General features: G+C 63.9%; 20 protein-coding genes and 1 tRNA gene. 9 read left to right on the forward strand and 12 right to left on the reverse strand.

Translation table 11 applies throughout. The features are described from left to right. Positions 1-33: 33 nt before the first annotated feature. Positions 34-1,035, reverse strand: a complete 1,002-nt coding sequence (locus HG718_RS08575; RefSeq protein ID WP_160587435.1) for a Gfo/Idh/MocA family protein — start codon at positions 1,033-1,035, stop codon at positions 34-36. Between the two features lie 237 nt (positions 1,036-1,272). On the opposite strand from HG718_RS08575, the gene HG718_RS08580 reads away from it, so the two are divergent. Then, a complete protein-coding gene (locus HG718_RS08580) occupies positions 1,273-2,289 on the forward strand; it encodes an NADP-dependent oxidoreductase (protein ID WP_160587434.1) in 1,017 nt (338 codons plus the stop codon). Between the two features lie 69 nt (positions 2,290-2,358). Continuing rightward, on the forward strand, positions 2,359-3,384 hold the full coding sequence (locus HG718_RS08585) for an NADP-dependent oxidoreductase (protein ID WP_160587433.1): 1,026 nt from the start codon (positions 2,359-2,361) through the stop codon (positions 3,382-3,384). Positions 3,385-3,476: 92 nt separating this feature from the next. Here HG718_RS08585 and HG718_RS08590 read toward each other — a convergent pair whose 3' ends face one another. The 5 genes from HG718_RS08590 to HG718_RS08610 form a co-directional block, all read right to left on the reverse strand. Beyond that, positions 3,477-5,522 (reverse strand): alpha/beta fold hydrolase, encoded by a 2,046-nt coding sequence (locus HG718_RS08590; RefSeq protein ID WP_244624807.1) that lies wholly within the window; start codon positions 5,520-5,522, stop codon positions 3,477-3,479. Positions 5,523-5,610: 88 nt separating this feature from the next. Continuing rightward, positions 5,611-6,993: a class II 3-deoxy-7-phosphoheptulonate synthase gene (locus HG718_RS08595; protein ID WP_160587431.1), complete on the reverse strand. Its 1,383-nt coding sequence runs from the start codon at positions 6,991-6,993 to the stop codon at positions 5,611-5,613. Positions 6,994-7,233: 240 nt separating this feature from the next. Next, positions 7,234-8,616 (reverse strand): glutathione-disulfide reductase, encoded by a 1,383-nt coding sequence (gene gor / locus HG718_RS08600; RefSeq protein ID WP_160587430.1) that lies wholly within the window; start codon positions 8,614-8,616, stop codon positions 7,234-7,236. An 87-nt stretch (positions 8,617-8,703) separates the two neighbouring features. Beyond that, positions 8,704-9,420 (reverse strand): ribose-5-phosphate isomerase RpiA, encoded by a 717-nt coding sequence (rpiA, locus tag HG718_RS08605; protein WP_160587429.1) that lies wholly within the window; start codon positions 9,418-9,420, stop codon positions 8,704-8,706. Positions 9,421-9,426: 6 nt separating this feature from the next. Then, the gene (locus tag HG718_RS08610; RefSeq protein ID WP_160587428.1) at positions 9,427-10,914 is read right to left on the reverse strand and encodes an NAD-dependent succinate-semialdehyde dehydrogenase; all 1,488 of its coding nucleotides are present in this window, start codon (positions 10,912-10,914) and stop codon (positions 9,427-9,429) included. A gap of 114 nt (positions 10,915-11,028) precedes the next feature. Here HG718_RS08610 and HG718_RS08615 point away from each other — a divergent pair, with 114 nt between their 5' ends. From HG718_RS08615 to HG718_RS08635, 5 genes are all read left to right on the forward strand, one after another. Then, entirely contained in the window at positions 11,029-12,198 is a 1,170-nt protein-coding gene (locus HG718_RS08615; protein WP_160587427.1) for a DUF2817 domain-containing protein, read from the forward strand. Positions 12,199-12,283: 85 nt separating this feature from the next. Next, positions 12,284-12,952: a phosphoglycolate phosphatase gene (gene gph, locus HG718_RS08620; protein ID WP_027839157.1), complete on the forward strand. Its 669-nt coding sequence runs from the start codon at positions 12,284-12,286 to the stop codon at positions 12,950-12,952. A 103-nt stretch (positions 12,953-13,055) separates the two neighbouring features. Further along, positions 13,056-13,130: transfer RNA gene (locus HG718_RS08625), tRNA-Val, on the forward strand. A 43-nt stretch (positions 13,131-13,173) separates the two neighbouring features. Beyond that, positions 13,174-13,596, forward strand: a complete 423-nt coding sequence (gene arsC / locus HG718_RS08630; protein ID WP_160587426.1) for an arsenate reductase (glutaredoxin) — start codon at positions 13,174-13,176, stop codon at positions 13,594-13,596. Positions 13,597-13,759: 163 nt separating this feature from the next. Then, positions 13,760-15,256, forward strand: a complete 1,497-nt coding sequence (locus tag HG718_RS08635; protein WP_160587425.1) for a sensor histidine kinase — start codon at positions 13,760-13,762, stop codon at positions 15,254-15,256. Here HG718_RS08635 and HG718_RS08640 read toward each other — a convergent pair. From HG718_RS08640 to HG718_RS08660, 5 genes are all read right to left on the reverse strand, one after another. Next, the gene (locus HG718_RS08640) at positions 15,245-16,927 is read right to left on the reverse strand and encodes an ArnT family glycosyltransferase (protein ID WP_160587424.1); all 1,683 of its coding nucleotides are present in this window, start codon (positions 16,925-16,927) and stop codon (positions 15,245-15,247) included. The genes HG718_RS08635 and HG718_RS08640 overlap by 12 nt on opposite strands. A gap of 45 nt (positions 16,928-16,972) precedes the next feature. Then, positions 16,973-17,881: an alpha/beta fold hydrolase gene (locus HG718_RS08645; RefSeq protein ID WP_160587423.1), complete on the reverse strand. Its 909-nt coding sequence runs from the start codon at positions 17,879-17,881 to the stop codon at positions 16,973-16,975. A 138-nt stretch (positions 17,882-18,019) separates the two neighbouring features. Continuing rightward, positions 18,020-18,622, reverse strand: a complete 603-nt coding sequence (locus HG718_RS08650) for a uracil-DNA glycosylase family protein (RefSeq protein ID WP_160587422.1) — start codon at positions 18,620-18,622, stop codon at positions 18,020-18,022. Between the two features lie 12 nt (positions 18,623-18,634). Continuing rightward, complete coding sequence (locus HG718_RS08655) at positions 18,635-19,783, reverse strand: acyl-CoA dehydrogenase family protein (RefSeq protein WP_027839152.1); 1,149 nt, start codon at positions 19,781-19,783, stop codon at positions 18,635-18,637. Positions 19,784-19,909: 126 nt separating this feature from the next. Then, a complete protein-coding gene (locus HG718_RS08660; protein ID WP_160587421.1) occupies positions 19,910-20,431 on the reverse strand; it encodes a PAS domain-containing protein in 522 nt (173 codons plus the stop codon). Positions 20,432-20,538: 107 nt separating this feature from the next. Between HG718_RS08660 and HG718_RS08665 the strand changes: the two genes are divergently transcribed. Further along, positions 20,539-20,973 carry a PaaI family thioesterase gene (locus tag HG718_RS08665; protein ID WP_027839150.1) on the forward strand — a complete coding sequence of 145 codons (435 nt, stop codon included), beginning with the start codon at positions 20,539-20,541 and terminating at the stop codon, positions 20,971-20,973. A 92-nt stretch (positions 20,974-21,065) separates the two neighbouring features. Continuing rightward, positions 21,066-22,112, forward strand: coding sequence for an LLM class flavin-dependent oxidoreductase (locus HG718_RS08670; protein WP_205345657.1), 1,047 nt, complete (start codon positions 21,066-21,068; stop codon positions 22,110-22,112). Here HG718_RS08670 and HG718_RS08675 read toward each other — a convergent pair. Then, positions 22,109-23,362 carry a NupC/NupG family nucleoside CNT transporter gene (locus HG718_RS08675; RefSeq protein WP_373868287.1) on the reverse strand — a complete coding sequence of 418 codons (1,254 nt, stop codon included), beginning with the start codon at positions 23,360-23,362 and terminating at the stop codon, positions 22,109-22,111. The two genes, HG718_RS08670 and HG718_RS08675, sit on opposite strands and share 4 nt — an antisense overlap. Positions 23,363-23,382 lie beyond the last annotated feature (20 nt).

Below are 23,382 nucleotides of genomic sequence, written 5' to 3' on the forward strand. Positions count from 1 at the left end.
AGACCTAATGCGCTCCGGGCGCGATGCCAAGCATTACGCGCTCTCTTCGCGGGTGAGCGGCCCGACCGCCTCTTCGATCGCCAGCGCCGTCGCCAGAGCGCGGCGGGCGTCCTCGCCGCTCACGCGCGGGCGGGCACCGGTTGCCACCGCATTCACGAAGCCGCCGATTTCCTCGGCCAGCGGGTCTTGCGACACGAGCTCATCCACCACGGGCAGCCCGTCCACTTCGGACGGGTCCATGATGCGGCGCGGGCCGCCATTGCCGTTGCCTTCAGGGAACTCCACCAGCTCGAACTTGCGGTTGGCGAAATCGATCATGATCTCGCGGTCCTTGCAGGCGATGCGCACGGAGCGTTCCAGCTTGTCGCCGACGCGGCTGGCAAACACGCGCACGGTCTTGCCGTCCTCGGTGGTCACTGTCGCGTCGATCTCGTCGGCCAGATCGCCATGCACGGCGCGGCCGGTGGCCGTCACCTCGGCGGGCTTGTAGCGCAGGATCTGGTGGCTGATGTCGATGTCGTGGATCATCAGGTCGAGGATCGCGCTCACATCGGTGTTGCGCCCGGTAAAGGGTCCTGCCCTACGGCAGACGATCTCCACCGGGTCGGACACCAGCGCCGGCAGATCAAAGCGCGAGAACACGTACCGTTCCTGGTGGCCCACCTGGATCACCGCCTGCTTTTCGCGCGCCAGCTTGATCAGCCGGTCTGCGTCTTCCAGGGTCGTCGCGATGGGTTTTTCGATCAGGACGTGAATGCCCTGCTCCAGGAAGCGGGACGCCAACTCGTAATGATGGGTGGCCGGTGCTGAAATGGACACAGCGTCCACCTTGCCGAAGAAGTCGTCGAGGCTGCCCATGACAGCGCAGCCAAACTCGTCTGCCACCATCTGTGCCCGTTCCGCGTCGAGATCGAACACGCCGACGAGGTCCGCGCCGGGAATGGCGGCATATTTGCTGGCGTGCAGCCGGCCGAAATAGCCGGTGCCGACAACGCCCGTGCGGACGCGCGAAAGCTTGGGACGGTTATAGGGCATGACGCTGAACTGAACTCGTGAGCCTGAGAGATCGGGCGGAACTGCCCTTGGTGTGCGGGCGCGAAGCTAGGCGATTGGCGCGCTGAGGCCAAGGGGCGCGTTCCCAAGGCTGCTCTGCACAACGCAGGGTCCGTTCGAAAATCGCACCTTGCAAGGGGCCGCCCTGCGTGTGTTAACTCTTGGCCACATTTTGGGGGCCGATGCCCCTGCGTTTTCTGCACCAGATGGAGCCTGATGATGGCGGTCACGGAAACCCGCGAAATCACCCTTTCGGATTCGCCCTCCGGCAAGCTGCAGACGCAGAATTTCGCGCTCTCCACCACGCCGCTGGCTGAGCCCGGCGACGGGGAACTGCTCATCCGGCTGCTTTACATCTCCATCGACGCTGCCAACCGGGCCTGGATGCAGGGCCGCACCTATCGCGACCAGGTGCTGCCCGGCACCAAGATGGCCGGCGGGGCGCTCGGCCAGGTCGTTGTCTCCAACCATCCCGGCTTCAAGGCCGGTGATCTGGTGGAAGGCGACATGGGCTGGTGCGAGCATGTGGTGCTGCCGGGGGACGCTGTTGCCAAGCGCACCCAGCGCGGACCGCTCACCCATCTGCTGTCCATTCTCGGCATCACCGGCAAGACGGCCTATTTCGGCATGCTGAAAATCGGTGCCCCGAAGAAGGGCGAAACCGTTGTTGTTTCCGCCGCTGCCGGTGCCGTCGGCTCGGTCGCGGGCCAGCTGGCCAAGACCCATGGGGCCCGCGTGGTCGGTATTGCGGGGTCCGATCGCAAGTGCCAGTGGCTCACCGACGAGCTCGGCTTCGACGCGGCGATCAACTACAACAAGGAACCGGTCGTGAAAGCGCTGAAGCAGGCTGCGCCGGACGGCGTGGACGTCTTCTTCGACAATGTAGGTGGCGATATCTTCGAAGGCGTGCTGTTCCGCATGAATATGCGCGGGCGCATCGTCTGCTGCGGCGCGGTTTCGCAATATGACACCGAAACCCCCACCCACGGCCCGCGCGGCGTGCCGGGCCTGTTCGTCACCAAGCGCCTCAAGATCGAAGGCTTCATCGTCAGCGACTTCGCTGATCAGTTCGCCCAGGCCGAAGCAGAGCTCGCGGGCTTTGCCGCCCAGAGTCACATCAAGGTGGCCGAGGACATCGTCGAGGGATTGGAGAACGCGCCGCAGGCCTTGGTCGGTCTGCTCGGCGGCGAGAATCTCGGCAAGCGCCTCGTTCACGTGGCTGACCCGCAGGGCTAGGTCCGCAGCGCCACGGCAACATGACATTTCGCTTTTTCTATCCGTAACCAGACAAACAGGGAGAAACCCATGTCTAACGTTGTTTCAAAGGAAGTCCGCCTGAAGGCGCGGCCGGAAGGCATGCCGAAGCTTGAGGATTTCGAAGTCGCCGAGACCGAGATCGGTGCTCCCGGCGACGGCGAAGTTCTGATCCGCAATATCTGGATGTCGGTCGACCCCTATATGCGCGGCCGCATGTATGACCGGGAGAGCTATGTGCCGCCGTTCCAGATCGGTGCCCCGCTGGAAGGCGGTGCCATCGGTCAGGTGGTCGCGTCCAATTCCGACAAAGTAGCCGTTGGCGACTATGTGCAGTCCATGCTCGGCTGGCGCGAATATGCCGTCGCCAAGGGCGAGGAAGTGCAGAAGGTCGATGAGAACGCCGCTCCCATCCAGGCCTATCTCGGCACGCTCGGTATGCCGGGCATGACGGCCTATGCGGGCCTGCTGCGCGTCGGTGAACTCAAGGACGGTGAAACCGTCTTCGTGTCAGCGGCGTCCGGTGCCGTGGGTGCTGTCGTCTGCCAAATCGCCAAGGCCAAGGGCTGCTTCGTGGTCGGCACCGCCGGCTCCGATGACAAGTGCAAGTGGCTGGAAGAGACCGCCGGCATCGACAAGGCGATCAACTACAAGACCTGCGGCAATCTCACCGAAGCGGTGCGCGAAGCCGCGCCCAAGGGCATCGACGTCTATTTCGAGAATGTGGGCGGCGAACATCTGGTGGCGGCGCTGGAAAACATGCGTCCCTTCGGCCGCCTGGCCATGTGCGGCATGATTTCCCAGTACAACGACACCACCCCCACCCCGGGCCCGAACAACCTCATCTACATGGTCGGTAAGAGCCTGAAGATGCAGGGCTTCATCGTCTCGAACCATTTCGACCTCTTGCCGGACTTCATCCGCGACATGTCGCAGTGGATCAAGGAAGGCAAGATCAAGTGGGAAGAGACCGTTGAAGACGGCATCGAGCGCGCGCCGAACGCCTTCCTCAACCTTTTCACCGGCGGCAATTTCGGCAAAATGCTGGTGAAGGTCGGTCCGGACAAGGCTGTCTGAGCCTGAACCCGGGAGACCCTCTCGAGCAAACGGAAAACCCCGCCGGTGCGCCGGCGGGGTTTTTCATTGTGGCCTGTTGTCTGCCCCGAGGCTCAGCCCGGCAGCCGGGCGAAAAAGCCGAGCCACCACAACACCGCCAGCATGAGAATGCCACCGGTCAGCAGGACAGCGATGGGGGTGTGCGGCCGCGTATTCGCCCCGCCGCGTGCGGCGGCTGCGATCAGCAGGCCAAGGCTGAGCACCGTCACGGCCAGGGCTGCCCAGGGCAGGCTCAGCAGGGTTCCCGCGTCCTCCGGCACGCCGAAAGCCAACAGTGTGGGGGTCAGGCTCGCCCCAGTATCCGCCACCACCAGCGTTAGCAATCCGGCAAATACGATCAGTACGAGAGCCCCTGCCCCGGCGGACACAGCTGATCCGATGGTGAGGGAAGACGGGCTGCAGCCATATCCGCTGCGCAGCACGGAGGTGAGCGTCCACAGACCGCCAATCACCGCGAGCAGCACACCGGCTGCGAGCGAGACAATCAGAAACGGCATCTGCAGTTGCAGGATGCCGGTCGCAAAGGGCAGCACGCCGGAGGATGGTGCGACGGCGGTTACGAATGGGATTGGGGCAATCGACCCGACGCAGGCGTCCTGCACCAGCGCAGTCGGATCATCGAGAAAGGCTGCCGTGACGTCGCGGATGCAGGCATGGGACCGGTCCACCCCGTGGCCCGTATGCAGCACATGCACATATTGAGCGTTGGGGAACAGACGAAACGCGTCCCGCGTCGCGCTTGGCGGCGTGATCGGATCATTGGCGCCGGAATAGAAGATAGCCGGCACCGGCGATGACACGGGCTCGTTGAAGGCCGGGTCGGCAAAGTCCGGCGCCCAGTCGGCGCACAATTCGTCCTGCGTGTCGAACAAGGTGAGCTGGCGGCGCATGAAGCGCTCAAGCCTGTTGAAATCACGAATGGTGCGGCCGCGCGTCAGCATGCGTTCGCGGCAATCAACCGATAGCAAGGCTGGCAGGTCGATGCGGGTGGCCAAGGGTGCCAGCACACTGACGATCCCTGTCAGCCCCTGGGCATCCCGCCGGGCCGCACGGTCGATGGTCATGGGCACGATGGAGATGGTTTCGCGCGCATACATCATCTGGTGAATGATCGAGGCGAAGTCCTGCGCATTGAGATGGAAGACACCGGAGGGCACGAGGCTGCGGTCTGCCACCGGAATGGCAAGGGGCTCCCGCTCCAGCGCAATCAGCGTGGCCAGGAAAGACGTCTCCAGTCCCGGATAGGCCTGTCGGCAGGCATCATCCCGGCGGCAATCCGCATAAAGCTGCTGCAGCGCGCGCACGAAATTGCGTGTCGCCGTGTCCCCGCCGCCCGGCGCGGAGGTGGGATAGACACTGTCCAGCACCGCCGCGCGCGTGTGTTCGGGTTGGGTGCGGATATAGTCCAGGGCAACCGTCGAGCCGTAGGACACGCCGAACAGGTTCCATTCCTCAATACCCAATGCCCGCCGCAGCCTGTCCATGTCGCCCACGGTCTCGGCTGTGCCATATCCGTTGAGATCGGCACCGGCATTGATCATCTCGTCATGGCAGCGCTGCTCAATGGCTGCCTGGACCTGAACCGAGTTGGACGCGGGCAAATCAGCTGCCAGCATCTCGAGAAAGGCTTGGGACGCGTCCTGACAATCCTGCGGCTCCGACAGGCCGGATCCGCGCTGATCGAACAAGATCACGTCACGGGTCGCGTTGATCGGCATGGTCGCGAAGTGTCTGGCTGCGCGGACGATCTGCCCGCCGGGCCCGCCATGGAGAAACACCACGGGGCTTGCCACAGCATCCGCCTGCCGCGCGCGCACCACTGCCACGGCAAGCATCAGCTGCCGCCCGCGGTCACTTTCCCTCACATGGAGATAGCTGCAGGAGATGCGCTCATGGGTGAAGCCCGCCAGCGTGTCACAGGGAACGGGCGTCAGGGTGCCGGGCGCGGCACCATCAGGCGCAACACTGTCTGGCGCGGCATCGTCAGATTGAGCGGCGCTCTGGGCGCGCGCTGCGTCCAATGAGCTGGCGCCCATGACGATAAAGGCCGCCAGCAGAACCATGGCAGCGGCAATCAGCCGTGTTCGGATAATCAGCACTGCGGCCAAGCCCGTTCCCCGTCCCTCATACCGCCATGGTAGCGGCGGTTGCGGGACGGGGCTACGGATTTGTCTGTCTGGCCTGCGGTCAGCCGGCGGCGGCTGCCACGCGGTCACGCTGTTCGCGTTCCGCCTTCAGGCCCTCGGCGATGAGGAAGGCCAGCTCAAGCGCCTGGTTGGCATTGAGCCGCGGATCGCAATGGGTGTGGTAGCGGTCCGACAGGCTGTCCTCGGTCACCTCGATGGCGCCGCCGAGACACTCGGTCACGTCGGAACCGGTCATCTCGAAATGAACACCACCCGCGTGGGTCCCCTCGGCGCGGTGCACGGCCATGAAGTCCTGCACTTCCTTGAGGATGCGGTCCACTGGGCGCGTCTTGTAGCCATTGGTGGCCTTGATGGTGTTGCCGTGCATCGGGTCGCACGACCAGATCACCTTCTTGCCTTCCCGCTCAATGGCGCGGATCAGCGGCGGCAGGCCCTCACCCACCTTTTCGGAGCCGAAGCGCGCGATCAGGGTCAGGCGGCCGGGCTCGTTTTCCGGGTTCAGCACATCACACAGGCGCACCAACTCGTCCGGGTCCAGCGACGGGCCGCACTTCATGGCGATCGGGTTCTTGATGCCGCGCATGAATTCCACATGGGCTTCTTCCGGCGCGCGGGTGCGGTCGCCGATCCACAGCATGTGGGCGGAGGTGTCGTACCAGTCACCCGTGGTCGAATCCACGCGGGTCATGGCCTGCTCGTAGCCGAGCAGCAGCGCCTCGTGGCTGGTGTAGAAGTCCGTCTGCTGCAGCTGCGGGGTTGAATCCGCGTCGATGCCGCACGCCTTCATGAAGTCCAGCGTCTCGGAGATGCGCGTCGCCAGTTCCTCGTAGCGGTGCCCCTCGGGGCTATCGGCCACGAAGCCCATGTTCCAGCGGTGCACGAAATTGAGATCCGCATAGCCGCCCTGGGCGAAAGCGCGCAGCAGGTTCAGGGTCGAGGCCGCCTGGGAATAGGCACGAAGCTGACGCTCCGGGTCAGGCTGGCGGGCCGCGGCGTCGAACTCGATGCCGTTGATGTTGTCGCCGAAATAGCTCGGCAGGGTCACGTCACCCTGGGTCTCGGTCGGGGCCGAGCGCGGCTTGGCGAACTGGCCGGCGATACGGCCCACTTTCACCACCGGGGAGCCCGCGGCGAAGGTCAGCACCACCGCCATCTGCAGCAACACGCGGAAGGTGTCGCGGATATTGTCCGGGTGGAACTCGGCAAAGCTCTCCGCGCAGTCCCCGCCCTGAAGCAGGAAAGCACGGCCCTCGGCCACCTCGGCGAGGTCGGCCTTGAGCTGGCGCGCTTCACCCGCAAAGACCAGCGGCGGATAACCCGCAAGGGTCTTTTCCACCTCGGCCAGCTTGGCCTGGTCCTGATACTCCGGGATGTGCTTGGCGGGCTTCGACCGCCAGGACTTGGGCGTCCAGTTCTCGCTCATGGTTCCACTCACTACCAATTTGCCGCCGGGCCGCTGTGCGCCCTGGAAAGTTCTGCGCAGGCTGCCAGCATGGATGCAGGCGCCACCGCATGGCTCACAAGGTCCGGGGATCGGGTCTATATACGCCCGCTTCGCGCCTGATTCTACCCCTTGTCTCAAGGACTTGAGCCAAGGGGCTGTGAAATTGATTCAAGCCGCCGAAGGTCCCGGCACACGGGCTTGGTTAACCGTCGCGTGCGGTCACTCCGCCGCGGCAGCCGTCGGCTGGGGTTCCGGCGTCTTCATGGTCACCAGCTCTTCCGCCGCTGTCGGATGAACCGCGATGGTGGCGTCGAACTGGGCCTTGGTGGCGCCCATCTGAACGGCAATGCCCACCGCCTGCACGATCTCGCCGGAAGCCGGGCCGATCATGTGGACACCCAGCACCCTGTCGGAGGCAGGATCCACCACGAGCTTCATCATCGTGCGCTCGTCGCGGCCGGACAGGGTGTGCTTCATGGGCCGGAAGGTCGACTTGTAGACATCCACCCGGTCAAAGCGCTCACGCGCCACTTCCTCGCTGATGCCGACAGTGCCGATCTCAGGCGTCGAGAATACAGCCGTCGGGATGCAGGAATGATCCACCGCCACCGGGTTGTTGGCAAAAACCGTCTCGGCGAAGGCGGCCCCCTCGCGGATTGCCACCGGCGTCAGGTTCGCGCGGTTGGTGACGTCGCCCACCGCGTAGATGTTGTCCACATTGGTGCGGGAATAGGCGTCCACTTCGATGGTGCCGTTTGCGGACATCTTCACGCCCGCGTTCTCAAGGCCAAGCCCCTTGGTATTGGGCACACGCCCGATGGCGAACATCACGGCGTCCGTCTCGATGACCGTCCCGTCATTCAGCGTCACAGCGAGGCCGTCATCGGTCTTCTCGATCTTTTCAAACACCACCTGGGTGCGGATGGTGACGCCTTTCTTCTCCATCTCCATGTGCAGATGACGACGGAGGTCGTTGTCGAACCCGCGCAGGATTTCCTCGCCGCGATAGACCAGCGTCGTCTCGGAGCCCAGGCCATTGAAGATGCCGGCGAACTCAACGGCGATATAGCCGCCGCCGGCCACCACGACCCGCTTCGGCAGCTCGTCGAGATGGAAGGCCTCGTTGGAGGTGATGGCCAGCTCATGGCCCGGCACTTCGTGGATATTGGGCGTCGCGCCGGTGGCGATCAGGATGGTCTTCGCCGTCACGTCGCGGTTCTGGTTGACCAGGTGGATCGTGTGCTTGTCCTTGATGACAGCCCGGTCCTCGACGATCTCGACAGCCGAGCCTTCGAGATTGCCGATATAGATGCCGTTCAGCCGGTCGATTTCCTTGTCCTTGTTGGCGATCAGGGTCTTCCAGTCGAACTTGGCGCCTTCCACCGTCCAGCCGAAGCCTGTGGCATCCTCGATCTCCTCATGGACGTGGCTGGCATAGACGAACAGCTTCTTGGGCACGCAGCCGCGGATCACGCAGGTGCCGCCGACGCGGTATTCCTCAGCAACGGCCACGCGGGCGCCATAGGAGGCTGCCATGCGCGACGCCCGCACACCGCCAGAGCCCGCGCCGATGGTGAAGAGGTCGTAATCATACTCGGACATGTGCCCCGTCCCTTTATTCGTTGTGACCCGCCCTAGATGGCATGGGGTCCGTCCCCTCCCAAGGGACATTCACAATAGCTTGAAATGCTAGTGATTGAGCGTGTCGACCGAGTCGTCGGCCTTGCCGATGAGCGCCGCATGCGCAATGCCGAGAAACAGGCCGTGCTCCACGACGCCAGGCAGGCGCGAGAGATATTCGCCAAGCCCGTCCGGGTCGGGGATCTCACCCAGCGCCCAGTCATAGATCAGGTTGTTGCCGTCGGTGACAAAGGGCTCGCCATACTCATCCGTACGCAGAGAGATTGCGCCGTCGCAGCCGAATAGCTTGCCGGATTCAAGGATACGGGTGCCGGTCGCCTGGGCGCCGAAGGGCACCACTTCGATGGGCAGCGGGAAGTTGCCGAGATGCGGTACCACCTTGCTCTCATCGGCGATGACGATCATCTGCGAGGATGCAAACGCCACGATCTTCTCGCGCAGCAGCGCACCGCCGCCGCCCTTGATGAGGGTGAGTCTGGGGCCGATTTCGTCCGCCCCGTCCACCGTCACGTCCAGATGCGGCTGGTCGTCCAGCGTTGTCACGGTAAGGCCGACCTCGCGGGCCAGCTTGTCCGTGGCTTCCGACGTGGGCACGCAGGTGAGCTTCAGCCCCTCGTCTTTTGCTTTACGCCCAAGGGCGATAACGAAATGTGCCGCTGTCGAGCCGGTGCCCAGCCCGACCTTCATGCCGTCCTTGATGTAGGCGAGCGCGGCTTCGGCGGCGATGCGCTTCTGGTCGTCGGCTGAAAGATTGGTGTCGCTCATCAGGTCCTATTCTCCGTCCAGACCGCCGAAGGTCATGTATTTGGGTTCCAGAAATTCCTCGAGGCCCCATTTGCCGCCTTCGCGGCCGATGCCGGATTCCTTGACGCCGCCAAAGGGGGCTACCTCGACGGACAGGAGCGCTTCGTTGATGCCAACAATGCCGAAATCCAGCGCCTCACCCACACGCCAGCAACGGCCGACATCGCGGGAATAGACATAGGCAGCGAGGCCGTAATTGGTGTCGTTGGCCATCTCCACCGCCTCTTCCTCCGTCCGGAAGCGGAAGACGGGGGCGACAGGGCCGAAAGTCTCTTCCCGCGCGATGCGCATATCGGGTTCTGCATCAATCAGCACGGTGGGCTCATAGAAAGTGCCGCCCAGGGCATGGCGGTTGCCGCCGGTACCGATCTTGGCCCCCTTTGCCAGCGCATCCGCCACATGGCCCGCGACCTTGTCCAGCGCCTGGGCATCGATCAGCGGGCCGATCTGAGCGCCATCTTCGGTACCATGGCCCACCTTCAGCTTGGCGACTGCTGCCGACAATTTCTGGGTGAATGCGGCGTATACGGAATTCTGCACCAGGATGCGGTTGGTGCAGACGCAGGTCTGGCCGGTATTGCGGTACTTTGAGGCGATGGCCCCTTCCACAGCCCTGTCGATATCTGCGTCGTCGAACACAATGAAGGGCGCGTTGCCACCCAGCTCCATCGAGGTCTTCTTCACCGTGCGGGCGGACTGCTCCATCAGCAGTTTGCCCACCTGGGTAGAGCCGGTGAAGGTCACCACGCGGACCGCGTCATGGGACGTATAGACCCCGCCGATCTCGACCTCATTGCCGGTAACGACGTTGAAACAGCCGGCAGGCAGGCCCGCGCGTTCCGCCAGCTCACACAGGGCGAGCGCTGACAGCGGTGTCTGCGGGGCGGGCTTGCACACCACCGTGCAGCCGGCGGCGAGTGCCGGGGCTACCTTGCGGAGGATCATGGCGTTGGGGAAGTTCCACGGTGTGATCGCGGCGACGACGCCGATCGGCTGCTTGGCCACCACGATGCGCCGGTCAGTGAAATGGGCGGGCACCACGTCGCCATACACGCGCTTGGCTTCTTCAGCATAAAACTCGGTGAAGGCCGCGCCATAGCGCACTTCCGCCAGCGCTTCCGGCAGGGGCTTGCCCTGTTCCAGGGTCAGCAGCAGGGCGAGATCATCCTCGTGCTCGGTCATCAGGTCGAACCAGCGACGGATGATCTGCGAGCGCTCCTTGGCGGTGCGCTTCGACCAGGCGCGGAATGCCTGTTCTGCCACCTCCACCGAGCGGGTTGCTTCCTCACGGCCCAGCTTCGGCACCTGGGCAATGAGGTCACCGGTCGCCGGGTTGGTGACGTCGGTCACAGCCCCTGCGGGGTGGGCCACCCAGGCGCCATCAATATAGGCCTGTTGGCGAAACAGCGCTGGATCCTTGAGGGCATCGGGGAGTGCGGTGGGCGCATCGGCCATGGAGGGTCCTCCAACATGCAGGCGGGCAGAGACAATCGAGAGGGGAGCTGCCAGCCCCCGCGTTTCTAGCGGCTGGAGGGGCGCTGTGCAAAGCCGTTCCGCCAGAGAGGCGGCATGGGTGTATTCTTCCGGTACACCACCGCCGTCAGGAGTCCTCCCATTTCCACAGCCTCCCCCTTTTCCGACACCTATGGAGACGCCCGTAGCCGGTTCCGCAGTGCGGCGGCCCGGGCGGGCTTTGAGACGTCGAGGCTCATCCAGCCCGGCACAGGCCCGCTGGGGGAAGACCTTGCCATCGACATTGCCATGCGCGGGCTCGATGGAGCGCGGACGGCCGTCCTGTGCCTCAGTGGCGTTCACGGCGCTGAGGGCTATGCGGGGTCCGGCGCGCAGGTGGCCTGGCTGGACGCTGTGGGATCAGAAAGCCTGCCGCCGGGGGTCGGCATCCTCATGGTGCACGGGCTCAATTCCTGGGGCTTCGCCCACGGGCTGCGCGGCACCGAGGACAATATTGATCTCAACCGGAACTATCTCGACCACACGAAGCCGCACCCGGAAAACCCGCTTTACGGGGAAATCCACCCTGCCCTGTGTCCGCCCGACCTCGCGCCGCCCCGTATCGACGCCCTTTTGGATGCCGGCCAGCGTTTCGTCGAGCGGCACGGCCAATGGGCGCTGGAAGACGCCATCAGCCGGGGCCAGTACACCCACCCAGATGGCTACCACTATGGCGGCAGGTCGCTGGCCCGGCCGCTAGTGCAGCTCGAGATGCTGGTGACGGAAGAGCTCCGCCACATCGAGCATCTGGCCTATGTGGATTTCCATTCCGGCCCCATCGGAGACGGAGACACCATCTTCCTGTGCTTCTCGCCTGAGGGCAGCGCCATGCGGCGGCGGGCAGAGATGTGGTGGGGGCGCGACGCGCTGCGGCGCGAGACGGTGGAGCGGCAATGGGGTTCCCGCCGCCCGGGACGCAGCGGCATTCTGTTCCGCGGGCTTGAAAACCTGCTTGCCGGCCGGGCCGACATCGCCGGTGCGGTGGTCGAATTCTGTTCAGCGCAGCCGCGTCGCAACGAGCGCGACATCATGCGCATCCCCATGCTGGAACGGTGGCTGCGGTTTGAAGGCGGGCTCACGGCGGCTGAAGCCCCTGCCTACCTGGCCGAGATCCGCACCAATTACGCCCCCCGCCGCGACAATTGGGAGGCCCGCGTTGCCGCGCGGGCAATCGACGTGCTGGCGCGCGCCGTCAAGGGGGCGGCGGATTGGTCACAGGAGCCATGAGTTGCGGGTCGTCCCCCGCCATGGCACATGGCGCTGGCTGGTCGGCGTCAGCTGATCATTGCCGCTTTGCTTGTGAGGACCACCCATGACCGCGCCGACCATCCTGTTTGATCTCGACGGCACCCTGGCCGACACGGCCCTGGACCTGACCGAGACCATGAATGTCATCCTCACCCGCCATGGCCGTGAGCGGGTGCCGCACGAGAAAGTGCGTGAAATGGTAGGCGGCGGTGCCCGTAAGATCATGGAACGCGGCTTTGCCCATACGGGCGAGCCGGCCAGTGAGGCGCTGCTCGATCAGCTGTTTCACGAGTTCCTGGATTATTACGGCGACCACCTGGCGGACCACACCCAGGTGTTCGACGGGCTTGTGCCGGTTCTTGAAACGCTGGAGCAGCGCGGTGCCCGGCTCGGGGTTGTCACCAACAAGGTGGAAGGCCTGTCACATGAAGTGCTGGGATTGCTCGACCTCAAACGGTTCTTTCCGGTGCTCATCGGCGGCGATACCTTGCCGGTGAAGAAGCCAGACCCTGCCCCCCTGTTCGAAGCCATTGACCGGCTCGGCGGCAATCGTGCGAAGGCCGTCATGGTCGGGGACAGCCCGTTTGACATTGATGCTGCGAAGAACGCGGGCATTCCGTCGATCGCGGTTTCCTTCGGCTATACCCATGTGCCGCCCGCCGAAATGGGGGCGACCCATCTCATTGATCATTATGACGAGTTCCTTGCGGCCTTCGACGCACTGGACTTCTGAGCGTCCGGCCAAGAGCCGCTTGACTTTATCCGTCCGCGCTCATAGAACGCCTTTCCCTTTGGACGGGCGGCGAAGTGATTTGCCGCTGTACATCCGAAAAATGGGGCGCGTAGCTCAGTGGGAGAGCACTGTGTTCACACCGCAGGGGTCGCTGGTTCAATCCCAGCCGCGCCCACCATTTCCTCCCTGCACCTTCCCAAGATCAGCTTAGGTCTGCCGGCATGTCCGTCGTAATCCACCACAATCCGGATTGCGGGACCTCCCGCAATGTGCTCGCCACCATCAAGGCCGCGGGCTATGAGCCTGTCGTCATTGAGTATCTCAAGACCGGCTGGACCCGGCCGCAGCTGCAGGCCCTATTTGCCGCAGCCGACCTAACCCCGCGCGCGGCCCTCCGCACGACCAAGTCGCCGGCCGAAGAGCTCGGCCTCCTGGATCCCTCGGTGGATGACGACGCGCTGCTGGAGGCCATGCTGGCACATCCGGTGCTGGTCAACCGCCCCATCGTCTGCACGCCGCGGGGCGTGCGCCTGTGCCGGCCCAGCGAAGCGGTTCTGGACCTTCTGGAAACATGGCCCGCAGGCCCGTTTGCCAAGGAAGATGGTGGCCTGATCATCGATGCGGACGGCAACCGCGTCGCCTGACGCGGCTCAACACGCGATACACTCGTTTTGCGTGTATTTCCAAGGGTGGCCAACGGAACTGCTCAACCCCTGCGTTTAGCGTTCTGTAACTAGCATCGTGCAATCTCGAACTAATTCTGGTCGACCCATAGGCGGCGGCAGAGAAAGCGCGAGATCAGGCAGAATGCTTCAGTCTGCGACCATTGACAGTTCGATCGAGCAGGAGCAGCTCGACACGCTGGCGAAGAACCTGCCGACGGATGCAATGTCCTCCATTGCGTGGGCAGGCATCATCGGCTTCCTCCTCTCACTCGAGATCCCCTTGGTAGGGCATGTGGATGGGCGGTTCATCGCTGTCTGGTCAACAGCCCTCGTGCTCTGGAGCCTCACTGGCTACCTGATCAGCTACAGCTATGGGCGCAAGCCGCTTGCCGAATGGTCACTGGCTGCCCGGCGCCGCCTGTTCCGGGTGTTCTACCTGGCAAATGCGTTTATCTGGATTGCCTTGATCATCCAGTTGTTTCACCTCGGCGAAGGCGACAGCTGGATGCACCCGGACCATGCGCATGACGTCGATGTGGCGCTGACACATACGACGTCGCGGCTGCTGGCCGTTCTTGTCGTTTTCGCAATCTCGCTAAACTATGTGGTCCAGCAATCCGCGCATTACCGGATCATGTTGTCACCCATGTGCCTCGTGATCGGCAGTCTCTCTTTAGCGTTTTTCAGTCAGGCACGTCTGGTCCCGGTTGCTGCAGCCGTACTCGTGCTGGTCCTTGGCGCATGGTTTGCGGTGTTGGGCGCGCGCCTCAACAAGGACATAACGCGGCGCATGGTCGCGGAGAAGCGGATCAATGATGCGGCAACGCGTCTGTCCGACGCGCTTGAGGAAGCCGATACGCTACGCAAGTCCGCCGAAGCAGCCTCCCGCGCCAAGACGAGCTTCCTCGCCACCATGAGCCATGAGCTGCGCACACCTCTCAATGCCATCATCGGCTTCTCCGAATTGCTCAGCGCGGGCTACTTCCCCGACAACCGGGCCAAGCAAATCGAATATGCCACCGACATCCACAAGAGCGGCAAGCATCTGCTGTCACTTGTGGAGGATGTGCTCGACATTCAAAAGATCGAGGGCGGCCGGCGGAAATATGAATTCGAGTCGCTGGACATCCGCGACTGTCTCGACACCGTGCTGCCCATGCTGGACGAGCGCGCCCGGGAAAAAGGCGTCACCCTGCGCATGGATTTGCCTGCCATCACCTTCCCGTCGGTGGACGCGCAATCAATCCGCCAGATCATCATCAACCTCACCTCCAATGCCATCCGGCACACCCCGCCGGGCGGCTGTGTCAGCTTGTCTGCGTCTGAGGACTCAGCGGCCTGCTATCTGCGGGTCAGCGACACGGGCGAGGGCATCCCTCTGAAAATTCAGAACTCTGTGTTCGAGGCCTTCGTTACCTGCGCGGATGAAAGCAACGCGTCTCTCACCGCGACCGAAAGCGGGACGGGTCTCGGGCTTGCCATTACGCGTGAGCTGGTCGTGGCGCATGGCGGGCAGATCTGGTTCGACACAGGGGAGGAGCAAGGCACGATCTTCCACATTGCCCTGCCCAAGGTGTCACGACCGGATGACACGCCGATTGAACCACGGGTGACTCGCCCGGAAACGTCAGCCGCCTGAGCGGCGATAGATCACCAGCCGCACGCGGTCACCGCGCGAATAGTTGAGACCGTCAACGCTGCCGACAGGTTCAAGCGTGAGCCCCGCCGCCATCGCGGCCGTCTCGAAGAGGTCCGCTTCACGCTCCTCGACAAGCGCGACATCCGCGTCGCCGGATGCCAGGGCAAGGGCTGCGTCCGTGCCGTTGCCGAGCCTGGTATTGGTGCCGAGGGCGAAGACGAGGCTGGGTTCGGAGAAACCCGCAGACGCCACATCCGCTCCCAGAAGCCCTTCCCGCTCCAGTGTCGCGGCGACGCGCTCAGCCACCCAGAGCGGCTCCACGCGCGGGCGGGCGAATTCCAGCAGCGCCCATGAGAAGGCCACGCCCGTGGCAGCCAGTGCCAGCACCATGCCGGACGGGTTACCGCGCCAGGCATAGGACGCCGCGCGTACGGCGAGGGCTACGAAAATGCCTGCCCCCACCACCGGCCAGGGACCGGGTTCCATCCCCGTTCCCTCCGGCAGCAACACCGGCAGCGCCACCACGGCTGCGGCCAGCACCAGGCTCAGCACGCACCACACCACCACATTGACGCGCGCCAGCCGGCTGCGCAGCATGTCCGGTGCATCGAACGCTGCGGCCATTACTGCCGCTACAAGAATCGCGAAAGCCGGATAGACCGGCAGGATGTAGTGCGGCAGCTTGGTCGGCACCGCCTCGAAGATGATCCAGTTGGGGATGATCCAGGACGCGCAGAACATCACGGCGTCTGACTGCCGCGCGGTCCAGGCACGGGCCAGTGCCGGCAGCAGCAGCATATTGGCCGGGAAGAAGGTCAGCAGCAGCAACAGCGTGTAATAGCCTGCAGGCGCTCCATGACGCTCCTGTCCGCCCGCGAGCTTCGGCAGCAGATCGCCGCCCACCGCTTCACCAAAGAAGGCACCGCCCGTCTGTGTCCAGGCAATGACGGCCCAGGGCAAGGTCAATACCAGCAGCAGGATGACACCGCGCACCGGCCGCAGCAGGGCCAGCCATGAGATGCTGCGGCTTGCAGCCATGAGGCCAAGGACGGTCAGGCCGGAGACCATGGGCGCAATCGGCCCCTTGAGCAGCACGCCCACGGCAAGCGCGACCCAGAACAGCAGCGCGTTGCCGATGCCCGGGTCAAGCCGTCTCGGGTCGCGCGCAAGCCAGATGCGGGCCAGGGCAAGTTGGGCCAGCGCGATGCTGGCTGCCAGTGCGGCATCCGTCTTGGCGATGTTGGCTTCTGCCACCAGCACGACGCTCGTCGCCATCAGGGCCCCGGCGATCAGCCCTGCCCTGTTGCCGTAAAACGCACTGCCGATGCGCCAGGTGGCGAGGCTAAGCAGGATTGCAGCGAGAAAGGACGGGACACGGAACGCCCAGATGCCCGGGTGGCCTGAAGCCGTATCAAGGCCCAGCGCGCTGGCAACGCCGCTTGTGGCCGCCTGCATCCAGTAGATCGCAACCGGCTTCTTGGCCCGGAGGTCGTCCTGGAAATGCGGCACCATATAGTCGCCGCTCTCATGCATCTGCACGGTTGCCTGGGCAAAGCGCGCTTCATCGCGGTCAAGCGCCGGCAGGGTGAAGAGGCCGGGGAGATAGAGCGCAAGGCAGAGCAGGACGAGGGCCAGGACCGGCCGCTTCTCGATGCGGGGAACGAAATACATGCAGGGACGCGCCTTCAACCCGGTCGGCGAGGGAAAATCCGCCCCTTAATGCCCTGAATTGGCGCTGGACGCCACATCTTCGCTGGCCGACGTTGCGGCGACGCTTTGTCCGCGCAGCGGCAGCGGGATTTCTTCGCCGGAAGGAAGTGGTGCCATGTGGTCCTGCATCCAGGTGCGGATATCCATATAGACACGCTCGCGCTGAAGGTCGCGCAGCAGCATGTGCCAGCCCTCGCCATAGCGCACGAAGCGCTTCTCGCCCGGCAGTCGCGCCACCACGGCTTCCACCGGCGCCAGCGGCACGATCTCGTCCTTCTCGCCGAACAGCACGAGAACCGGTTCGTCGATGTCGGACGCTGCGGCCAGCGCGTCATCCATCAGCGTCACGAGCCCGTAGATGGCGTCCACCCGCGTCTGGCGGATCATGTGCTTGTCGCGGGACAACGCGCGCAGCATCTCGATATTGTCCGACGGCAAGAGCCGCAGCCCTTCCCCGGTGAGGTAGTACCAAGGGGCCACATGGGCGACTGTCCACAGGGTGGCGCGATAAACCGGATTGAGCTTCGACCAGCCCCAGAAGGCCGGGCCGGAGAGAATGACACCCTCCACAGGCAGGTCATGACGCGCCGCGGCGACGCTGGCGACCGCGCCGCCCATGCTGACGCCCAGCAGATAAACAGGCAGATCCGGCTGCTCCGCCTTCACCAGGCGGACAAGGCGGGCGAGGTCATCAGCCATGGCATCAGTCCCCGGCCATCGACCCCGCGTCGGCGTCTCCCCGAAGCCGCGCTGATCGAGTGCCACGAGGCTGACCCCGCGATCCGCAAACCATGGCCCGGCCAGATAAAAGGCATTGCCGTAATCATTCATGCCATGGGCCGCCACGATGACAGCCTGTGGCGCTTCAGCCATGTGGCGGCGAATGGCGATCCGACGACCGTCCGGGGCCGTCATATGATCAGCTGCAAGGCCGGGGCGGACAACCTCCGGACCCGGAAGGTCAAAGCGCGGTGCGCAGGCAGAGACGAGAAGCCCCGCGGCTGCCGCGACCAGCGCGCCGTGTCTCACGCGGTGCCACAGCCTCCGCATGGGTCAGATCCTCTTGGCCACTTCGGCCCGCAGCACTGGCAGTACTTCGGCCTCAAACCAGGGATGCTTTTTCAGCCACGTGTTGTTGCGCCAGGAGGGGTGCGGCAGCGTGATGGCGCGAGGCATGTATTCCTGCCAGGCAGCCACCGTTTCGGTCACCGTCTTCTTGCGGTCCTTGCCAAGGTGCCACGCCTGAGCATAGGTGCCGATGATGATCGTGAAATCGATCTGCCCGAGGGTTTCGAACAATTGCTCTCGCCACAGCTTGGCGCACCGCTTGAGCGGCGGCTTGTCACCACCCTTCGCGTCCAGTCCGGGAAAGCAGAAGCCCATGGGGATGATCGCGAACTTGCTCTCGTCATAGAAAGTGTCGCGGTCAACGCCCAGCCAATCGCGCAGGCGGTCGCCGGACGGGTCGTCAAAGGGGATGCCGCTGGCATGGACGCGGGTGCCTGGTGCCTGGCCGACAATACACAGGCGCGCCGTGGTGGATGCCCGGAGCACGGGCCGGGGATCGTGCGGCAGATCGTCGGCACAGGCACGGCAGGCACGGATGTCCTTGAGCAATGCCTGTACGGCGGCCTCGTCCGCCTTACCCCGACCCATCCCAAGCGTCCCCTAGCCTGCGTCCCGCAGCATGTTGCGCGCGATCACCACCTGCTGGATCTGGCTGGTACCCTCATAGAGGCGGAAGATGCGCACATCGCGATAAAGGCGTTCGATGCCGTAATCGGCAATATAACCGGCGCCGCCATAGATCTGCACCGCGCGGTCCGCCACGCGGCCGACCATCTCCGAACAGAAATATTTGGAGCAGGATGCCTCGGTGCCTATCTCCTCGCCTGCATCGCGGCGACGGGCGGCATCCATCACCATGCAGCGGCCCGCATAGGCCTCGGTCTTGCTGTCGGCCAGCATGCCCTGCACAAGCTGGAATTCACCGATCGGCTGGCCGAACTGCTTGCGCTCGGCGGCATAGGCCACGCAATCAGCGATGAGGCGTTCAGCCACGCCGACGCACACAGCCGAGATGTGCAAACGGCCGCGCTCAAGAATCTGCATGGCGTTGATGAAGCCCATGCCCTCATCACCGAGGCGAAGCCGCGCGGGCACACGCACATTGTCGAAATTGACGTCACAAATATGCGCGCCCTGCTGGCCCATCTTCTTTTCCGGTGCACCGAGGGAAATACCTGGCAGGTCGGACGGCACGATGAAGGAGCTCACGCCCTTGGCGCCCTTCACATCCGGGTTGGTGCGGGCCATCAGTGTAAAGACATTCGCCTTGTTGGCGTTGGTGATGTAGCGCTTGGTGCCGTTGATCACATAGTCATCACCATCACGCACGGCAGTCGTCCGCACGGAGCCCGCGTCAGAGCCTGCTTCCGGCTCGGTGAGGGCGAAGCTGGCGATGATTTCGCCGGACGCCAGTCCCGGCAGCCATTCGCTTTTCTGTTCGTCGGTGCCGAACATCACGATGCCCTGGCTGCCGATACCCACATTCGTTCCGAACACGGAGCGGAAAGCGGGAGACGTTTTGCCCATCTCGAACATGGTCAGGCATTCGTCTTCCATCGACAGGCCGAGGCCGCCGAACTCTTCCGGGATGGCGAGGCCGAACAGGCCCAGTTCGCGCATCTCCTGGATGATCTCGGCGGGCACGGCGTCGTCTTCGGCGACCTTGTCCTCCAGCGGGCGCAGACGCTCGCGGACGAAACGGGAGATGGAATCGAGAAGCTGTTGACGGGTTTCTGCGTCGAGGGACATAGGCGGCTTACCTTGTGGCGGATCCTGATTTTGTGGCGCGAGACTATCCATCCGTCCGGGCGAGGTCAAAACACCTAGCATGGCGGTTCAAAGGAGCGTCATCACAATCAGGAAACTAGGCTGCGCCTAGAAATAGGCCACCACCGCCATGATGCGGTCGACCCGCCCCCCATAGCGGGTAAAGGGCATGTAGAGCCCTTCGAACTCGCGGAAGTCCTTACCGATGATGTCGAGCGTGCCGCCGCTGGCAACCGGCTTCTTCTTCACGCAGATGAACTTGTAGAAGTCCATCATCACCTCGGAATAGCGCGGGCCGAAACGGGACTGCTCCGAGACGCGCTTGCCGGTGAGATTGATGTCATGCACCTCGGCGCTTTCCTGGCCGATCAGCCGGTACTGGAAATCGGCAGGCGCGGTCTCGCCCGCCTCGTCGCCTTCCGGCCAGATGACATCGATGAGCACGATGTGGCTCAGCAGGGTGCGCAGGCGCACGGGATCGATGAGCCGGATGGACGGCAAGCCCTCCGACACGTTCTCTTCCCAATAGGCAAGCCCCGCCAGAACGATCGGCTGATGAAGCTCGCTGATCGATTTGACGTGAATGGGCTGGCGTGCCGGCGCCGCCTCGGGTTGTCTGATCTCAACCACATTCATCCCAGTTTTCGAAGTAACTCCGTACACAACTTCGCACTGTGACTAATGTGATAAGACATTCCGCATTTCGAAACAGCTAGTGTGTTGCAGAGGCTTGACAAATGACAATCAGCCCTCCCGAGGAACTGTCCGGTTGGCAAACATGGGGCGCGGAAGAGCCCTTCGAGGACATGGCCGGGCCGTTTTTCTTCAGGAAAACTGCGGATGGTTACGTGTCCGCGTTCAAAGTGGAGCGGAAGCACCTCAATGGCGGCGGGGCCATCCATGGCGGCATGCTGATGACTTTCGCCGATTACTCCTTATTTACCATCGCATATGACGAGTTGCAGAACGGCGGCGGCGTCACGATCGCGCTGAACGGCGAATTCACGGCGGCGGGTCCGGCCTCGGGCATCATTTACGCGTCCGGTGAAGTTGTTCGCGAGACAGGAAGCATGGTCTTCGTGCGCGGGGTGATTACACCGGACGATCCGAATGCTGATACGGTGCTGCTTAATTTCAGCGGCATCGTGCGCAAACTGAAAAAGCGCGACTGAGCTGCGCGCACACCGATAATGCGCGGCTGAGCCGCGCACAGGGCCCCGGCCAACGGGTGCTCGCGAGGAACTGCCGAAGAGAGGGACGCTCCATGTCACTGCCCCGCCTATCCGTTCTCGACCAGTCGCCCATCCGTGCGGGCGGCACGTCGGCGGACGCGCTCAACGACACCATCGACCTGGCGCGCCGGTGCGATGTGCTCGGCTACAAGCGCTATTGGGTGGCGGAGCATCACAACACCAAGTCCTTCGCGGGCTCGGCGCCGGAGGTGCTGATCTCGCGGCTGGCGGCGGAGACAAGGTCGATCCGTGTCGGCTCCGGCGGCGTGATGATGCCGCATTATTCGCCGCTCAAGGTGGCGGAAGTCTTCCGCGTGCTCGAGACGCTGTATCCGGGTCGCATTGATCTCGGCCTCGGTCGTGCGGCGGGCACCGACCCGCGCACGACGGCAGCCCTCATGCCCGGCCCCAAGGCCTATCCGCTGGAGGTCTTCCCCCAGCAGGTGGAGATGCTGACGCAATTCCTTGAGGATGCGACGGGGCTTGTGGGCGAGGCCGGTGGCTTCCCCGAAGACCATCCCTATCTCGGCATTCACGCCTCGCCACTGGGGACGGGCGTACCTGAAATGTGGATGCTGGGGTCCGGTGGTGACGGGGCGATGCATGCAGCGCAGTTCGGCCTCCCCTATTGCTATGCCCATTTCATCAACCCGGATTCGCTCGACCAGGCGATGGGCACCTACCGCAAGTTCTTCCAGCCCTCCCGCGGTCTTACCGAGCCTTACGCTGCCATGGGTGTTTCCGTCACAGTCGCGGAAACGGAAGAGGAAGCGCGGCGCATTTCCGCCAGCCGCAATCTCTGGGTGCTCAAGCTGATGCAGAACAAGGCCGGGGCTTTCCCCTCCGTCGAAGATGCGCTGGCCTATCCCTATACGGATGAAGAACGCGCGCTCCTGCGCGGCATAGAGGCGCGTGGCATGGTGGGCACGCCGGATCAGGTGCGCGACCAGTTGTTGCACCTTGCCGAGAAGTATGACGTGCGTGAGTTTGCGGTGGTCACCATCACCTATGATCACGCGGACAGGGTGCGATCGTATGAATTGCTGGCTGATGCCTTTGCCCTGAAAGCGGCTGCCTAGGCAACAAGCCCGACGACAGCCCCTGTCATGCAGGTCGCCAGCGTTCCGGCGACGAAGGCGCGCCCAGCCATGCCGATGATTTCATCGCGGCGCTCCGGCACCAGCGTCGTCAGACCGCCGATCATGATGCCAACGGAACCGGGATTGGCGAAACCGCACAGGGCATAGACCATGATGAGCTGCGCCCGGTCCGACAGGGCTCCTGGCTCAAGGCCCGCAAGCGCCAGATAGGCAAGAAACTCGTTGAGGACGGTCTTGGTCCCCATCAGGGCACCGGCGGTCGGGGCCTCTTCCCAGGCGATCCCCATGCACCACGCGATGGGCGCAAAGGCCCAGCCGAGGACGCGCTCCAGTGTCAGCGGTGCGCCCGCGACCTCCGGCAGCAGAGACAGCGCGATGTCGGCAATGGCAACCAGCGCCACGGCAACGATCAGCATCGCTGCGATCGACAGCAGAAGCTGCAGGCCGCTGGTCGTGCCCTGCACCACCGCGTCCATGCTCCCGTTGAAAGTCAGCGCTGGCACGTCATCGCCCACTTCGGTGCCGGTCGCCGTTTCAGGCACCATGATGCGCGCGATGATGATGGCTGCCGGCAGGGAAATAATCGATGCCGTGATGATGTGGCCGAGCGCTCCGTCGATGCGTGTTCCGATGACACTCGCATAAAGGACAAGGACCGTGCCCGCGACAGTGGCGAGGCCTACCGACATCAGCGCGAACAGTTCTGACCGCGTCAGCCGGTCGAGATAGGGCCGGATGAGGATCGGGGCCTCCACCATGCCCATGAAGACATTCGCACCGGACGCCAGCCCCAGCGCGCCGCCCGTGTTGAGCGTGCGGCGCAGGGCCGCGGACAATAGACCGATTGCCACCGGCAATACGCGCCAGTGCCACAGGAGTGCTGCCAGGGCGGACACCACGAGCACGATCGGCAGGGACTGAAAAGCGAGATTGAAATTGGCGCCGGGATTGGTGACCTCGAACGGCGTGTCCCCGCCGCCCAGATAGCCGAACACAAAGGAAGTGCCCGCGCGGGTGGCCGCCATCAGAGCATCCACCAGCCCGTTGAGCGACAGCATGGCCTCATGGGCGAGCGGCACCCGGAGAAACAGAATCGCGATCACAATCTGAACCGCGATCCCCGCCAGCACCATGCGCCAGGCGAAAAGCCGCCGGTTCTCGCTCATCAGCCAGGCAAGTGCCACGAGCACGCCCAGCCCGGCCAGGCTGTGAAGTATATCGAAGGCCACTGGCTGCATCCCCCGGATTC

Source organism: Pyruvatibacter mobilis, from assembly GCF_012848855.1.
GTDB classification, from domain to species: Bacteria; Pseudomonadota; Alphaproteobacteria; order CGMCC-115125; family CGMCC-115125; genus Pyruvatibacter; species Pyruvatibacter mobilis.

Excerpts from the sequence above, each read along its gene's own strand:
- HG718_RS08575 (WP_160587435.1), bottom strand. The coding sequence starts at position 1,035 with ATGCCCTATAACCGTCCCAAGCTTTCGCGCGTCCGCACGGGCGTTGTC.
- HG718_RS08580 (WP_160587434.1), top strand. The coding sequence starts at position 1,273 with ATGGCGGTCACGGAAACCCGCGAAATCACCCTTTCGGATTCGCCCTCC.
- HG718_RS08585 (WP_160587433.1), top strand. The coding sequence starts at position 2,359 with ATGTCTAACGTTGTTTCAAAGGAAGTCCGCCTGAAGGCGCGGCCGGAA.
- HG718_RS08595 (WP_160587431.1), bottom strand. The coding sequence starts at position 6,993 with ATGAGCGAGAACTGGACGCCCAAGTCCTGGCGGTCGAAGCCCGCCAAG.
- gor (WP_160587430.1), bottom strand. The coding sequence starts at position 8,616 with ATGTCCGAGTATGATTACGACCTCTTCACCATCGGCGCGGGCTCTGGC.
- rpiA (WP_160587429.1), bottom strand. The coding sequence starts at position 9,420 with ATGAGCGACACCAATCTTTCAGCCGACGACCAGAAGCGCATCGCCGCC.
- HG718_RS08610 (WP_160587428.1), bottom strand. The coding sequence starts at position 10,914 with ATGGCCGATGCGCCCACCGCACTCCCCGATGCCCTCAAGGATCCAGCG.
- HG718_RS08615 (WP_160587427.1), top strand. The coding sequence starts at position 11,029 with ATGGGTGTATTCTTCCGGTACACCACCGCCGTCAGGAGTCCTCCCATT.
- gph (WP_027839157.1), top strand. The coding sequence starts at position 12,284 with ATGACCGCGCCGACCATCCTGTTTGATCTCGACGGCACCCTGGCCGAC.
- arsC (WP_160587426.1), top strand. The coding sequence starts at position 13,174 with ATGTCCGTCGTAATCCACCACAATCCGGATTGCGGGACCTCCCGCAAT.
- HG718_RS08635 (WP_160587425.1), top strand. The coding sequence starts at position 13,760 with ATGCTTCAGTCTGCGACCATTGACAGTTCGATCGAGCAGGAGCAGCTC.
- HG718_RS08640 (WP_160587424.1), bottom strand. The coding sequence starts at position 16,927 with ATGTATTTCGTTCCCCGCATCGAGAAGCGGCCGGTCCTGGCCCTCGTC.
- HG718_RS08645 (WP_160587423.1), bottom strand. The coding sequence starts at position 17,881 with ATGACGGCCCCGGACGGTCGTCGGATCGCCATTCGCCGCCACATGGCT.
- HG718_RS08650 (WP_160587422.1), bottom strand. The coding sequence starts at position 18,622 with ATGGGTCGGGGTAAGGCGGACGAGGCCGCCGTACAGGCATTGCTCAAG.
- HG718_RS08655 (WP_027839152.1), bottom strand. The coding sequence starts at position 19,783 with ATGTCCCTCGACGCAGAAACCCGTCAACAGCTTCTCGATTCCATCTCC.
- HG718_RS08665 (WP_027839150.1), top strand. The coding sequence starts at position 20,539 with ATGACAATCAGCCCTCCCGAGGAACTGTCCGGTTGGCAAACATGGGGC.
- HG718_RS08670 (WP_205345657.1), top strand. The coding sequence starts at position 21,066 with ATGTCACTGCCCCGCCTATCCGTTCTCGACCAGTCGCCCATCCGTGCG.